This window comes from Candidatus Methylomirabilota bacterium (genome assembly GCA_035764725.1).
Lineage (GTDB): Bacteria > Methylomirabilota > Methylomirabilia > Rokubacteriales > CSP1-6 > DASRWT01.
Genome location: DASTYT010000036.1, coordinates 1 through 13,899, shown reverse-complemented (window position 1 = coordinate 13,899; position 13,899 = coordinate 1). Strand labels below are relative to the sequence as shown.

The window sequence follows — 13,899 nt, the reverse complement described above, 5'->3', positions numbered from 1 at the left end:
AGCACTTTGCCGTTCTTCTCCTTGAGGTACTTGTCGAAGCGGTAGGTCCCGAGCCGCGCGCCCTCGACGATGGCCTGGGCGCGCGCCCGCACGCTGATGCCCGCAGCGGGCAAGTACATGGCCACCGAGCTCGCCCCGAGGTCACGGGCGCGCCGCGCCGTCGCCGAGGCGGCGCGCCGTACCGTCTCCGCGTCCGCGCTCGCCCGCGCCCCCAACCCCACCACCATGACGCGGGCGGCGGGCAGCTTGCCGTTGGTGAAGAAATACGAGATCTGGCCCGGCTTGCCCTCGAACTTCTCGGCGGCGAGGACCCGGGAGAGGAGCCCGCCCAGCCGCTGATCGACGTCGGCGACCTCGCCGGGCGCGCCGTCGGTGTGGCGACCGAGCACGACCACATCGGCACGGCTCTGGGCGGGGCGTCGGCTCTCGAGGGACACTTTCATCGGGCAGACCTCCTTCTCATGGCGGCGGCGCGGTGAATCATGTCGGCCAAGCCGTCGGTGGTGTCGTAGCGCGAGAGATCATCCAGACGCACCCAGCGCGCTTCGGCGGCGTCGCTCGCCGCCTGGAGCACGCCGCCCTCGGGCGCGGCCAGGTAGTCCACGATGACCCAGTGGTACCGGACGCGGCCGCCGCCGTCGCCCGGCGCGGGATCCCGGACGATCCGGTCGATGACGCCGCAGACGTCCAGGACGCGGACGGCGAGGCCGCACTCCTCCTCGACCTCGCGGCGCACCGCGTCCTCGAGCCGTTCGCCCAGGTGCACGAGCCCGCCGGGCAGGCTCCACTTGCCCTGGGACGGTGGGCGGCCACGCTGGACGAGCAGCACGCAGTCACCCTCGAGCACCACTGCGCCCACGCCCGCGCGCGGCGCGTCGGGATACTCGCGGGGCGCGTCGGTCACCGGGTGGCTCCCCTCACCTCGGGCCGCGGGGCATGCACGACGACGCGGCCGGCCCGCGTCCACTCCTCGGCGCCGTATTTGTCTCGGACCAGCGCCGCCATGTCGGCCGTCTCCGCCTCGGTGAGCCCACCCGGCGTGAGCGCGATGCCGTGCACGCGGCGGAAGCCCTCGGCCAGGCTCGCCTGCGTCTCGTCGAAGCTCGGGCGGCAGCCGAGCACGGCCTCGAGGGTCGTCATGCCGGCGAGCGGGTCGCCGCTGCCGGGGAACACGCGCGCGAGCCGTGCCGGATCGGCGCCGAGCATGACCGCGCCGTGCTGGAGAAAGCCCGCGCCCTGGCGGCGCTGCGCGCTGCCGACGACTTTGAGCCCGCCCGCTTCCAGCTCGTACGAGCCGGTGCGCGCGAAGCAGAACGCCGGCATGCTGCGCGGGTCGGACGGCTGCACGGAGACCATGGCCACCGCAGCGCCGAGGGCGTTGAGCCCGGCCTCGAGCGCCCGGCCAATCCACTGATAGGTCGCGAGCAGGTCGTCGGCGCCTTCGAAGTCGCCCGCGGCGGCCGTGACGCTGTAGGTCAGCTCGAGGTCCGGACCCTCGTGGAGGATGGCGCTGCCACCGGTGGGACGCCGCACCACCCCGAGCCCCATGGCCGCCGCGGCGCCGAGGTCCACGCGCTCGTCGAGGCGCTGCCCGTAGCCGAGCGACAGCGTGGGAGGATCCCAGGCGAAGAAGCGGAGGGTGGGGGGCGCCGCGCCGGACAGACGCGCAAGCAGCAACGTCTCGTCGAGGGCCATGTTGGCCGCGCCGTCGAGCGGCGCGGTGACGAGCAGCCGCCACCTGGCCCTCTCCCCTTCGCGGGAGGGGGTCAGGGGGAGGGGCTGGTCCACTTCAGGACGGGCTGACGCGCGGCGAGCGTCTGGTCGAGGCGGCGCACCGGCGTGGTCACCGGCGCCTCGTGGATCGGGCTCGGATCCGTCTCGGCCTCCCGTGCGATCTGGATCATCGCGTCGCAGAACTGATCCAGCGTCTCCTTGGACTCCGTCTCGGTGGGCTCGATCATGAGCGCCTCGTCCACGATCAAGGGGAAGTAGGTGGTCGGGGCGTAGAACCCGAGATCCAGCAGCCGCTTGGCAATGTCGGTGGCCGACACGCCCAGCTTCTTCTGCCGGCGCGCGGAGACCACGCACTCGTGCATGCATGCCCCGGCGGTGGCGCGGTCGTAGTCGCCTTCGAGGCGCTTCAGGATGTAGTTGGCGTTGAGCACCGCGTTCTCGGAGACGGCGCGCAGCCCGTCCGGCCCCATGGTGCGGATGTAGGTGTAGGCGCGGACGAGCATGCCGAAGTTGCCCCAGAACGCCTGGAGCTTGCCCACGGACTGCGGCCGGTTCCAGTCGAGCGCGAACTGGCCCTCGTCGTCCTTCACCACCACCGGCGTGGGCAGAAACGGCGCCAGGTGCGCCTTGATCCCCGCCGGACCCGCCCCCGGCCCGCCGCCGCCGTGCGGCGTGGTGAAGGTCTTGTGCAGGTTGAAGTGGCACACGTCGAAGCCGAGATCGCCCGGGCGCGTGATGCCGAGGATGGCATTGAAGTTGGCGCCGTCCATGTAGACCTGCACGCCCTTGGCATGACACATCTCGGTGATCTGGTGGATCTTCGACTCGAAGAGTCCCAGCGTGTTGGGCTGAGTGATCATGAACGCGGCCACGTCCTCATCGAGATGCCGCTCGAGGTCGGCGAGGTCCACCTCGCCCGCGTCGTCGGACTTGAGCTGCACGACCTGGAAGCCGGCCAGCGCGGTGGTCGCGGGATTGGTGCCGTGCGCCGAGTCTGGAATCAGCACCTTGTGGCGGCGCTCGCCCCGGGACAGGTGATACGCGCGGATCATCAGCACGCCGGCGAATTCGCCCTGAGCGCCCGCCGCCGGCTGCAGCGACACGTGATCCATGCCCGAGATCTCGGCGAGGTCCCGCGCCAGCTCCCACATGAGCTGGAGCGCCCCCTGGCTCGAGGCGGCCGGCGTGTGTGGATGCAGGCGCAGGAAGCCGGGCAGCCGAGCCATGTCCTCGTTGATCTTGGGGTTGTACTTCATGGTGCACGAGCCCAGCGGGTAGAAGTGCGTGTCGACCCCGTAGTTCATCTGACTGAGACGCGAGTAGTGGCGGATCACGTCCACCTCCGACACCTCGGGGAGCTCGGGGGGCGTGCTCCGTACGAACTGGGCGGGCACCAGCGTCGCGGGATCGGCGGACGGCACGTCCAGGGTGGGCAGCGAGTAGGCGAAGCGGCCCGGCGAGGAGAGCTCGAAGATCAGCCGGTCGTAGGGCGCGCGGGCTTCCATGGCCGGCCTCACGCCACCGCGGCGGCGAGGGCCGCGGCGTAGGCGTCGATCTCGTCCTTGGTCCGGCGCTCGGTGACTGCGACGAGCAGCGTGCTCTTCTCCGCGCGATCGAAGGTCTTGAGCGGCACCCCGGCGAGAATGCGGTCCTTCAGGAGGCGTTTGACTACGCGGTCGGGGGCCTTCGGCAGCGTGAGCGCGAACTCTTTGAAGAACGGGGCGGTGAACCGGAGGCGCACCCCCGGCACCGCCGCGAAGCGCTCGGCCGCGTAGTGCGCCTTGGCGGTGGCGAGCTCCCCGACCTTGCGCAGACCTACCTTCCCCAGGATGGACACGTAGATGGTCGCCATCAGTGCGCAGAGGGCGACATTGGTGCAGATGTTCGACGTGGCCTTCTCGCGGCGGATGTGCTGCTCGCGGGTCTGGAGGGTGAGCACGAAACCGCGCTGGCCGTCCTTGTCCACGGTGGCGCCGACCAGGCGCCCGGGCATGCGCCGCACCAGATCGGCGCGCGCGGCGAACACGCCGAGGTTGGGACCGCCGAAGCTCATCGGCACGCCGAGCCCCTGGCCCTCACCGACCACGATGTCGGCGCCGAGCGCCCCGGGCGGCGTGAGGAAGCCGAGATTGACGGGATCAGCGGCCACCACGAGCAGCGCGCCCTTGGCGTGGGCGATCTCCGCCGCCGCGCGCAGATCCTCGAGGCAGCCGAAGAAGTTCGGGTACTGCACCACGACCGCCGCCGTCCGCTCGGTCACCGCCTTGCGGAGGCCGTCCAGGTCGGTGACTCCGTCCCCGAGCCGCACCGACTTCAGGCGGAAGTCGGGGCCCTCGCAATAGGTCTCGACCACCTGCTGATAGAGGGGATTCACGCCGCGGCTCCACGCGGTCTCGACGCGGCCCGTAACCGCATGCGCCATGAGGACGCCCTCGGCGAGCGACGAGGCGCCGTCGTAGATGGACGCGTTGGCCACGTCCATCCCGGTCAGCTCCGCCATCATCGTCTGGTACTCGAAGATGCTGCGCAGCGTCCCCTGGCTCGCCTCCGGCTGATAGGGCGTGTACGCGGTGAAGAACTCGCCTCTGGAGATGAGGTGGTTGATCGGGCTCGGGATCCCGTGGTCGTACGAGCCGGCGCCCAGGAAGCACGCGAAGTCGTCGGCGGACGCGTTCCGCGCGGCCATCTGCCGCAGGTGACGGACGAGATCACCCTCGGCCAGCGCGGCGGGGAGGGCGAGGGGCCGGGAGAGGCGGGCCTTGGCGGGGACGTTGGCGAGGAGCGCCTCGACGCTGGCGGCGCCGATCCGCGCCAGCATCTCCTTCTGCTGCGCGGGCGTGTTGGAGATGTAGCGCATAGCGGCTCCGCTCAGTGCCCGGCGCCGGCGATGAGCAGCTCGTACTGCGCGGCGGTGAGGAGGGCGTTCGCCTCCGCGGGCGTCGACATCTTGATCACGATCATCCAGCCCGCTCCGTAGGGATCGCTGTTCACCGTCTCCGGCTTCTTGGGCAGCTGACCGTTGACCTCGACCACCTCGCCGCTCAAGGGTGCGTAGAGATCGGAGACGGCTTTCACGGATTCCACGACGCCGAAGGTCTTCATGCCGGACACCTTGGCGCCGACCTTGGGAAGCTCGACGAACACCACGTCACCGAGCTGCTCCTGGGCGAACGCGGTGATGCCGATGCGGGCGCGATCACCCTCGATCTTGGCCCACTCGTGCTCCTTGGTGTACTTGAGGTCCCCGGGAACGTTGGACATCGTGCCTCCTACGACTTCTTGGCTTTGGAGGGATAGAACGGGGTGCGCACGACGCGGGCACGCTGTGCGGCGCCGCGAATCTCCACGTCCAGCTCCGTCCCGACGGCAGAGAGATCCGCGCGCACGTAGCCCATGCCGATGCCGCGCTCGAGACTCGGCGAGAAGGATCCCGACGTCACCATGCCCACCGGCTCACCGCCGACGAGGAGGCGATAGCCGTGTCGCGGCACCTGGCGCTCGACCATCTCGAAGCCCACCAGCTTGCGCGGCACCCCCTTCGCGCGCATCGCCTCAATGGCGCTCCGGCCGATGAAGTCGCCCTTGGCGGGCTTCACCACCCAGCCCAATCCCGCCTCCAGCGGGTTCGTCGTCTGGTCGATGTCGTTGCCGTAGAGCGCGAACTTCATCTCCAGGCGCAGGGTGTCGCGCGCGCCGAGGCCGATGGGCTGGATCCCGTCGGCCCGGCCGGCTTCCATCAGCGCGTACCAGAGCCGCTCCGCCTCGCCCGCCGGGATGTAGAGCTCGAAGCCGTCCTCGCCGGTATAACCGGTGCGCGAGACGATGGCGGGCACGCCAGCCACCTTCCCCTTCGCGAAGTGGTAGTAGCGCAGGCCCACCGCGTCGACATCGGCGAGCCGCTGCACCAGCGCCTCCGCCCGAGGGCCCTGCACCGCGAGCAGTGCGGTGTCCGCGCTCATGTTCCGCCACGTCCCGCCCCCGCCTTGCGCGGTGACCCAGTCCCAGTCCTTGTCGATGTTCGACGCGTTGACGGTGAGCATGAAGCGCGCGTCGTCGAACCGGTAGAGCGTGAGGTCGTCCACGACTCCGCCCTCGGGATAGCAGAGCACGGAGTATTGCACCTGCCCGCGCGTGAGCGGGCCCGCGTCATTGGTGCACAGGCGCTGCACGGCGGTGAGCGCGCTCGGTCCCTCGACCTCGAACTCGCCCATGTGGCTGATGTCGAAGAGGCCGACGGCGGTGCGGACGGTGCGATGCTCCTCGACGATGCCCGCGTACTGCACCGGCATGTTCCACCCGCCGAAGGGGACCATCTTCGCGCCGGCCTTGACGTGGACGTCGTAGAGCGGCGTGCGCTTGAGCGGACCGGATTCGTGGGCGGTCATCGGAAATCGGCCTCATCTTATGGCAGAATCGCGCCATGGACAAGCGACGGCTCGGCTCGACCGGCATGGAAGTGTCCTCGATCTGCTTCGGCGGCAACGTCCTCGGCTGGACCTGCGACGAGCCCACCTCGTTCGCGGTGCTCGACGCGTTCGCGGCGGCGGGCGGTGACTTCGTCGACACCGCGGACGTGTACTCTCGCTGGGCGCCGGGCCACACGGGCGGGGAGTCCGAGACCGTCCTGGGGCGCTGGATGAAGGCGCGCGGGAACCGGACGCGCGTCATCGTCGCCACCAAGCTCGGCAACCCCATGGGCGACGGCCCCGGCGACAAGGGCCTCGCGCCTGCGCGGTTCGCCAAGGCGGTCGAGGACTCCCTCCGGCGGCTCGGGACCGACTACATCGACCTCTACCAGGCCCACATCGACGACGCGGACACGCCGCTGGACGAGACGCTCCGTGCGTTCGACGGGCTCGTGAAGTCGGGGAAGGTCCGCGCCATCGGCGCGTCCAACTACGGCGCCAAGCGCTTCGCCGAGGCCCTCGAGGTGAGCGCCAAGCGCGGTCTGGCCGCGTACGCGACGCTTCAGCCCTGCTACAACCTGGTCGACCGCGCCGACTACGAGGCGGAGCTGGAGCCTCTCTGCCGGCAGCGCGGTATCGCCGTCATTCCCTACTTCTCGCTGGCCGCGGGCTTCCTCACCGGCAAGTATCACCGCGGGCAGGCGCTGCCGAGCACCCCGCGGGCCGCGGGCATCAGCAAGCGCTACATGAACGACCGGGGTTGGGCGGTGCTGGACGCGGTGGAGGGCGAGGCGAAGCGGCTCGGCGTCACGCCGGGACAGGTCGCGGTGGCGTGGCTCCTCGCGCGCCCCAGCATCACTGCCCCCATCGCCAGCGCCACGTCGGTGGCGCAGATGAAGGAGCTGGCCGATGCCACGCGCATCCGGCTCGACGACGAGGCGATCGGCGGGCTGGAGCGCGCGGGCGCCTGAGGCCCACTACTCGAGGAGACGGATCCCGCCGGGCGTCGTGACGAAGATCACCGTCTCGTCCCGCGCCTCGAGGTCGTGGACGCCCCCGGGCGGCGTCCAGAGATAATCCCCGGCCGCGACCTCGAGATGGCCGATCCGCGCCCGCCCCGACACGACGTAGACCTCTTCCCCGCCCGGGTGATCGTGAAGCGGGAAGCGCGCGCCCCCCGCCACCTTCACGAGCGCGGCGCCGCCGTCCCCCTCGCCACGGCGCAGTCCTGCCACCTCGACCCCCGCGTGCTCGCTCGGCCGCCAGCGATGCGCCGACGCCCGGGCCCCGCCGCCGTCACGACGCGCGCGCCGCGAGCACGCGCCCCACCGCCTCGACGAAGCGGTCCACGTCGGCGTCCGTCATCGCCACCGAGCAGGCCCCGAGACCGCGCTGCGAGATGAGGAACCCCTCGTTGATCAGCGCCATGAACGTCGCCACCGGGGCCTTGGGATCCTCCGGCCGCTGCGAGCGATAGTCGGTGAGGCGCTTCTTCGTGTGGTGCAGCCAGAAGAGCGAGCCCGTCCCCGTGATCTGGCCGGGATACTTCTGCTTGCGCAGCACGCGGCCCACACCCTCGCGGAGCCGGTCGCCAAGGTTGTCAAGACGCGCATAGGCCTCGGGCGTGAGCTGCTCCATGGTGGCCACGCCGCCCGCCATGGTGAGCGGGTTCGCGTTGAAGGTGCCGCCGTGGTTGATGCGACCCTTCCCGCCGCGCGGGTCGTAGAAGTTCATCACCTCGGCCCGGCCGCCGAACGCGCCGACGGCGAGGCCGCCGCCGATGATCTTGCCCAGCGTGGTGAGGTCGGGGCGAATGCCGAAGCGCGCCTGCGCGCCGCCGGGGGCGACGCGGAACGAGATCACCTCATCGAAGACGAGGAGGATGCCCAGGCGCGCCGTCGCCTCACGCAGCCCCTCGAGGAAGCCCTCGCGCACGGGGATCATGCCGGCGTTGGCAAGCAGGGGATCGATGATCAGGGCCGCGAGGTCGCGCGCCTCCTTCTCGAGAATCCTCACGCACGCCTCGAGATCGTTCCACGGCAGCACCACCACGTGCTTGAGCACCGCGCCGGGGACGCCCGCCGACCACGCGACCGCCTTGGGCCGCTTGCGGGAGCCGCCCTCGCCCTCCGGCGTGGCCACGCTCACCAGCACCCAGTCGTGGGTGCCGTGGTAGGCGCCCTCGAACTTCGCGATCTTGGACCGTCCGGTGAACGCCCGCGCGACGCGGATCGCGTGCATGGTGGCCTCGGTGCCCGAGTTCGCGAAGCGCACGACCTCCATGGTGGGAATTCGCTTGGTGAGGATGTCCGCGAGCCGTATCTCGTGCTCGCTGGGCCCGGGAAAGGACATCCCGTTGACCGCGGCGTCCTGGATGGCCTTGACCACCGCGGGATTGGCGTGGCCCAGGATGAGGCTCGTGTAGTTGCCGTTGAAGTCGAGGCGCTCGTTGCCGTCGGCGTCCCAGATGCGCGCGCCCGATCCCCGCGTGATGTAGAACGGGTATGGATCGAAAAAGGTCGTGGTGCGGCTGTTGCCGCCCGGCATCACGCGCAGCGCGTCCTCGAAGAGCTGGCGCGAGCGGGGGGTCTTGGCCTGATAGTCACGAACGGCGTGCTCCAGTGTCATGGCTCTCTCTCCTTCTCCTGCGCCTGCGTTACGCGATGGCCGTCTCGAGGACGGCGCGCCGGGCGGCGAGCTCGGCATGCGCCGCCGCCACCGTGACCTGCCGGAACCGGAGCCGCTGGCCGGGCTTGAGCTGCCCGACGCGCCCGATCTCGTACGAGCATACCGCGCCGATCTTCGTGTAGCCGCCGGCGGTTTGTCGATCGACGAGGAGCACGATCGGCTGCCCGTCTCCGATCACCTGGATCGCTCCTAGCGCGATGCCGTCGGAGATGATGTCGTGCCCCCGCGTGTGCTCGATGCGCGCGCCCTTGAAGCGTGCGCCCATCCGGTCCGATTGAGGCAGCATCTCATAGGGACCGCCGAAGAGCGCCGCGATCCCGGCGGCGGTGAAGCGATCGTCCTGGGGGCCGAGAATGGTGTCAATGCGTGGCTCGTCGCCATGGGTGGGCACCATCTCCGCGCGCACACGGCGCGCCGTCCCCCCCGCCGGCGCGGGGCCGAGCGGCAGCGTGTCATTCTTACGGAGGGGACGGCCCTGGAGCCCGCCCAGGCCGCCGCGGACATAGGTGGCGCGCGAGCCCAGCACCAGCGGCGTGGTGATGCCCCCCGCAATGGCCAGATAGGCGCGGACGCCCGTTCGTGCGGCGCCGATGCGCAACACCCCACCCGCCGGCACCCGGAAGCTCTCCCAGCGCGGCATCTCCTCGCCGTCGAGCGCAACGAACACCTCCGCCCCCGTCACCGCCACCCAGCGCGCGGCCGCGAACTCGAGGCGCGGCCCCATCAGCGTGCACTCGAGCCCGGCCGAATTGTCGCCGTTTCCAACCAGTCGATTCGCGAGCACGAAGGCCTCACGATCCATCGGGCCCGAGCGCGGCAGGCCCACCCGGAGCTGGCCCATGCGGCCGAGATCCTGCACGGTGGTGAGCGGGCCCGCGTCCTGGACGAGGAGATTCATGCCGTGATACGCGGGCGCCAGCGGCCCCCCGCCACCTCGACCGCGATGGAATCGAATTCGGCGCGCTCGATGGGGCGGAAGCGCACGGTGTCGCCCGCGCGGAGCAGGCTGGGCTCGGCCGCGGCGGGATCGTAGAGCCGCGCCGGCGTCCGGCCCAGCACCCAGAAGCCGCCCGGGCTCTCGACGGAATAGATGCAGCACTGGATGCCGCCGATGGACACGCTGCCCGCGGGAGTCTTAGTACGCGGATTGACCAGCCGCGGGATGTTGAGCCGCTCGGGCATGCCCGTCATGTACGGCAGGCCCGGCGTGAAGCCCACGAAGTAGACGTGGTAGTCGGCGCCGGCGTGCAGGCGCGCCAGCTCCTCGGGGGCCAGGCCCAGCTTGGTGGCCGCGGCCTCCAGCTCGAAGCCCAGCTCACCGCCGTAGCAGCACGGGAGCTCCACGTGGCGGGCGGGCGGCAACACCTCGGGGCGCGCCTCCGGGGTGAGGGCGCGGAGCGTCGCGGTGAGCGCGTCGAAATTGACTTGCGCCGGCTCGTAGTAGACGAGGAGCGACCGGTACGTCGGCAGCGTCTCCGTGATGCCGGCCACGCGCCGCTCCCGGATCAGGTACTCGAGGGCGAGAACACGCGCGTTGGCCTCGCGGCTGATCTCGTCGGCCAGCTCCACCGAGAGGGCGAGGTCGCCGCACGGCAGAAAGCGCGGCGTGGGATAGATCACCCCTCAGCCTACGGTCTTCCCTCCGAGGAGGAGAGGGATGGGGGTGAGGAGTCTAGAGGGCCGCGAGGGCATGGTTCGGCAGATCGGTGATGAACATGTGGCCCGGGCTGTGCGTGATCATGAACTCGGGCCGCGAAGCCAGCGCCACCGCCTGCGGCGTGACGCCGCAGGCCCAGAACACGGGCACCTCGCCCGGCTGAATCCCCACGAAGTCACCCCAGTCGGGCTTGGTCACGTCCTTGATTCCGATGGCCCCGGGATCTCCAATCTGGACCGGCGCGCCGTGGGCATTGGGATAGCGCGCGGACGCCGTCACCGCCTTCGACACCATCGACTGCGGGATCGGGCGCATCGACACCACCATGGGGCCGTGGAAGCGCCCGGCCGGCCGGCACGCCACCGACGTCTTCCACATCGCCACGTTCTTGCCCTGGTCGATGTGCCGGAGCGGGATGCCCGCGTCCAGCAGCGCCCACTCGAACGTGAAGGAGCAGCCGAGCAGGAACGCGACGAGGTCGTCCCGCCAAAACGGCGTGATGTCCGTCACCTCGTCGGCCATCACGCCGTCCTTGTAGATGCGGTAGCGTGGGAGATCGGTGCGAAGGTCCGCCTCCGGCGCCACGCCCTTGGGCTCGGGCGAGCCGACGTCGGTGACCTCGATGAGCGGACATGGCCGCGGGTTGCGCTGGCAGAACAGGAGGAAGTCGTAGGCGGCGTCGCGGGGCAGGATGGCGAGGTTGGCCTGCACGAAGCCGGGTGCGAGCCCGGCGGTGACCCCGCTGAGGACGCCGCGGCGGATGTCCGCCCGGATCTCCTTCGGATGACGCGCGTCGATCGGCATGGGTCTCTCCTACTTCAGGTGGCCGAGCCGGGGCCAGAGATCGGGGTTGCCGAGCACGCGGGGCCGCTCGCCCCGCAGCACCCGCAGCATCTCCTCCGTCACCTGCACGGCCATGCCCTTCATGGTCTCGCGGGTCACCCCGGCGATGTGCGGCGACACGATCACGTTCTCGAGCTGGAGCAGCCGGTTGTCGGAGGACACCGGCTCCTCCTCGAACACGTCGAGCCCGGCCGCGCGGATCTTGCCGCTCTCGAGCCCGGCGAGGAGCGCCGACTCGTCCTGGGTCTTGCCGCGAGACGTATTGATGAAGATGACGCCGTCCTTCATCTGGGCCACCGCGGCGGCGTCGATCATGTGGTGCGTGTCCTTGGTGTGCGGCGTATGGCAGGTCACCACGTCGGCCTGCCGGAGCACCGACGCCATGTCCGGCATGGGCTCCACCCCGCGGTTGCGCAGCTCGTCGGCGGCGACGTACTTGTCGTAGCCGATCACCCGCATGCCGAGCGCCCCGGCGGTCTTCGCCACCCGGCGGCCGATGTTCCCCACCCCGATGATGCCGAGGGTCTTGCCGTTCATCTCGAGCAGCGACTCCCACCGGCTCTTGCCCCACTCCGCCTTCCGCGTGCGCTGGTCCACGACCACCGCCTGCTTCGCGCAGGCGAGCATGAGCAGGATCGCGTGCTCGGCGACGGAGTTGGAGTTCGAGCCCGGCGCATGCACGACCGGGATGCCGAGCTCGGTGGCGGCGGGCAAGTCCACGATGTCGAGGCCGACGCCGTGCCGGCCGATCACCTTGAGCTTCGGCAACGCGGACATCAGCGCGCGCGAGCAGAGGGGCTTCGAGCGGAACAGGATGCCCGCCGCCTCCTTGGCCTCCGCGATCATGCCCGCCTCGCTGAGCGAATCGGAGACGACGGCGACGCGCGCCTCCTTCTCCATGAGGCGCAGTCCCTCGGGGTGCAGGCCTCCACCGACGACGATGAGCGGCTTCATCTGGGCTCCCGCGGCAAGGGGAAGAAAGGCTTGCTGTCGAACACGAGGCGCATTATACCCAAACGGGAGGTGCCCTCGGGGCATGAGCGAATTCGCGATCCGCGCCGCGACCGCGAGCGACGCGGCCGCCATCTGCCTCATCTACAACCAGGGCATCGAGGACCGGATCGCGACGCTCGAGACCGAGTTGCGGACGCCTGCGGAGCGGGGCCAGTGGCTGGCCGCGCGGGGACCGCGCCATCCGGTGTTCGTCGCGGAGGCGCCTCCCGGCGCCGAGGGGCCGGCGGTCGTCGTCGGTTGGGGCAGCCTGAACGTCTACAACCCCCGCGAGGCGTACCGCTACGTCGCCGACTTCTCCGTCTACGTCGAGCGGGGCTGGCGCGGGCGCGGGGTGGGTCGGCAGCTGCTCGCCCACCTCATCGAGCAGGCGCGGGCGCTCGACTATCACAAGATGATACTGTCGACCTTCCCCTTCAACGAGTCCGGCGTGGCGCTCTATGAGCGCATGGGCTTCACGAAGGTCGGCGTCTTCCGCGAGATGGGCCGGCTCGACGGCCGCTGGGTGGACACGCTGATCATGGAGAAGCTGCTGTAACCGGTCGCGCCCGGAAGAGGAGGGACACCACCCCATCCTCGAGCCGCCGCTCGACCACGTCGGTGTGGCGGTCGAGCAGCTTCAGCATGCGGGAGTTGTCCGCCAGCACGTACGCGCGGAACCGCTGGATGCCGCGCGCCTCGCCGGCGCGGAGCACGGCGTCGAGGAGGATGGGGCCGAGCCCGAACCCCTGCCAGCCGTCCTCAACCACGAAGGCGACCTCCACGGCGTCCTCGCCGTCGCTCGGCTCGTAGCGCCCGACGCCGATGATCTCCGACCCCGTCGGGGTGTCGCGCTCCGCGACGATGGCGAGACGATGCCGGAAGTCCACGGTGGCGAAGACCTGGGCCCAGTCCGGGGGCAGGCGCTTCATCACGGTGAAGAAGCGGTGATAGACCGATAGCTGGCTGAGGCGCCCGTAGGCGGCGATCAGGCGAGGCGCGTCGTCGGGGCGGATGGGGCGGAGCCGCACGAGCGTGTCGTTGGCGAGCCGCACCATGCGCTCGAGCTCTCTCGGATACGGGGCCGCCGCCACCGGCGTGTCGGCCATAGCACCACCGCTACTTGATCGCGCCCTGGGTCAGGCCGGAGACGTAGTAGTCGAGGAAGAACACGTAGAGGATGACGATAGGCACCGAGCCCAGCACCGCGCCAGCCATGAGCGAGCCCCAGAAGTAGATGTCGCCCCGGATCAGCTCGGTGGTGACCCCCACGCTCGCGGTGATCTGATCGGACGACGAGGTGAAGGTCAGGGCGTAGATGAACTCGTTCCACGACAGCGTGAAGGCGAAGAGCGCGGCGCAGATGAGCCCGGGCACCGCGATGGGCAGCACGATGCTCCACAGCGCCTGCACGCGGGTCGCGCCGTCCACCATCGCGCACTCCTCGATCTCCTTCGGCACCGTGCGGAAATAGCCGATGAGGAGCCAGGTGCAGAACGGCACGAGGAAGGTCGGGTACGTGAGGACCAGCGCCCACTTCGAGTCGGCGAGGCCGATCCAGTTCACGACCTGGGCGAGGGG

At 70.4% G+C, this 13,899-nt stretch carries 16 protein-coding genes and 1 pseudogene; 2 read left to right on the top strand and 15 right to left on the bottom strand.

From position 1 onward, the window contains the following. The 7 genes from VFX14_05255 to gcvT all read right to left on the bottom strand — a co-directional run. Positions 1-443: M17 family peptidase N-terminal domain-containing protein (locus VFX14_05255; GenBank protein HEU5189077.1), on the bottom strand; the 443-nt coding region annotated here is incomplete at its 3' end. Further along, positions 440-904: an NUDIX hydrolase gene (locus VFX14_05250; GenBank protein ID HEU5189076.1), complete on the bottom strand. Its 465-nt coding sequence runs from the start codon at positions 902-904 to the stop codon at positions 440-442. The genes VFX14_05250 and VFX14_05255, both read right to left, overlap by 4 nt. Next, entirely contained in the window at positions 901-1,788 is an 888-nt protein-coding gene (locus tag VFX14_05245) for a biotin/lipoate A/B protein ligase family protein (protein HEU5189075.1), read from the bottom strand. Before VFX14_05245 ends, VFX14_05250 begins: the two co-directional genes overlap by 4 nt. After that, entirely contained in the window at positions 1,767-3,239 is a 1,473-nt protein-coding gene (gene gcvPB / locus VFX14_05240) for an aminomethyl-transferring glycine dehydrogenase subunit GcvPB (GenBank protein ID HEU5189074.1), read from the bottom strand. Before gcvPB ends, VFX14_05245 begins: the two co-directional genes overlap by 22 nt. 8 nt (positions 3,240-3,247) lie before the next feature. Continuing rightward, positions 3,248-4,591 carry an aminomethyl-transferring glycine dehydrogenase subunit GcvPA gene (gene gcvPA, locus VFX14_05235; GenBank protein ID HEU5189073.1) on the bottom strand — a complete coding sequence of 448 codons (1,344 nt, stop codon included), beginning with the start codon at positions 4,589-4,591 and terminating at the stop codon, positions 3,248-3,250. 11 nt (positions 4,592-4,602) lie between these two features. Continuing rightward, complete coding sequence (gcvH, locus tag VFX14_05230) at positions 4,603-4,995, bottom strand: glycine cleavage system protein GcvH (protein HEU5189072.1); 393 nt, start codon at positions 4,993-4,995, stop codon at positions 4,603-4,605. A gap of 8 nt (positions 4,996-5,003) precedes the next feature. Next, the gene (gene gcvT, locus VFX14_05225; protein ID HEU5189071.1) at positions 5,004-6,119 is read right to left on the bottom strand and encodes a glycine cleavage system aminomethyltransferase GcvT; all 1,116 of its coding nucleotides are present in this window, start codon (positions 6,117-6,119) and stop codon (positions 5,004-5,006) included. Positions 6,120-6,154: 35 nt separating this feature from the next. On the opposite strand from gcvT, the gene VFX14_05220 reads away from it, so the two are divergent. After that, positions 6,155-7,111, top strand: coding sequence for an aldo/keto reductase (locus VFX14_05220; GenBank protein ID HEU5189070.1), 957 nt, complete (start codon positions 6,155-6,157; stop codon positions 7,109-7,111). A 6-nt stretch (positions 7,112-7,117) separates the two neighbouring features. Here VFX14_05220 and VFX14_05215 read toward each other — a convergent pair. From VFX14_05215 to VFX14_05190, 6 genes and pseudogenes are all read right to left on the bottom strand, one after another. Then, positions 7,118-7,396 (bottom strand): annotated as a pseudogene (locus VFX14_05215) (cupin domain-containing protein). 40 nt (positions 7,397-7,436) lie between these two features. Further along, entirely contained in the window at positions 7,437-8,768 is a 1,332-nt protein-coding gene (locus VFX14_05210; GenBank protein ID HEU5189069.1) for an aspartate aminotransferase family protein, read from the bottom strand. A 28-nt stretch (positions 8,769-8,796) separates the two neighbouring features. Then, positions 8,797-9,726 (bottom strand): biotin-dependent carboxyltransferase family protein, encoded by a 930-nt coding sequence (locus VFX14_05205; protein ID HEU5189068.1) that lies wholly within the window; start codon positions 9,724-9,726, stop codon positions 8,797-8,799. After that, positions 9,723-10,448, bottom strand: a complete 726-nt coding sequence (gene pxpB, locus VFX14_05200; protein HEU5189067.1) for a 5-oxoprolinase subunit PxpB — start codon at positions 10,446-10,448, stop codon at positions 9,723-9,725. Before pxpB ends, VFX14_05205 begins: the two co-directional genes overlap by 4 nt. 52 nt (positions 10,449-10,500) lie before the next feature. Further along, complete coding sequence (locus VFX14_05195) at positions 10,501-11,289, bottom strand: putative hydro-lyase (GenBank protein ID HEU5189066.1); 789 nt, start codon at positions 11,287-11,289, stop codon at positions 10,501-10,503. Between the two features lie 9 nt (positions 11,290-11,298). Continuing rightward, positions 11,299-12,282, bottom strand: coding sequence for a hydroxyacid dehydrogenase (locus VFX14_05190; GenBank protein ID HEU5189065.1), 984 nt, complete (start codon positions 12,280-12,282; stop codon positions 11,299-11,301). An 82-nt stretch (positions 12,283-12,364) separates the two neighbouring features. Between VFX14_05190 and VFX14_05185 the strand changes: the two genes are divergently transcribed. After that, complete coding sequence (locus VFX14_05185; GenBank protein ID HEU5189064.1) at positions 12,365-12,877, top strand: arsinothricin resistance N-acetyltransferase ArsN1 family A; 513 nt, start codon at positions 12,365-12,367, stop codon at positions 12,875-12,877. Here the strand turns inward: VFX14_05185 and VFX14_05180 are convergent. Next, a complete protein-coding gene (locus VFX14_05180; GenBank protein HEU5189063.1) occupies positions 12,858-13,427 on the bottom strand; it encodes a GNAT family protein in 570 nt (189 codons plus the stop codon). The two genes, VFX14_05185 and VFX14_05180, sit on opposite strands and share 20 nt — an antisense overlap. A gap of 10 nt (positions 13,428-13,437) precedes the next feature. Further along, on the bottom strand, positions 13,438-13,899 hold a 462-nt coding region (locus tag VFX14_05175; protein ID HEU5189062.1), incomplete at its 5' end, for a carbohydrate ABC transporter permease.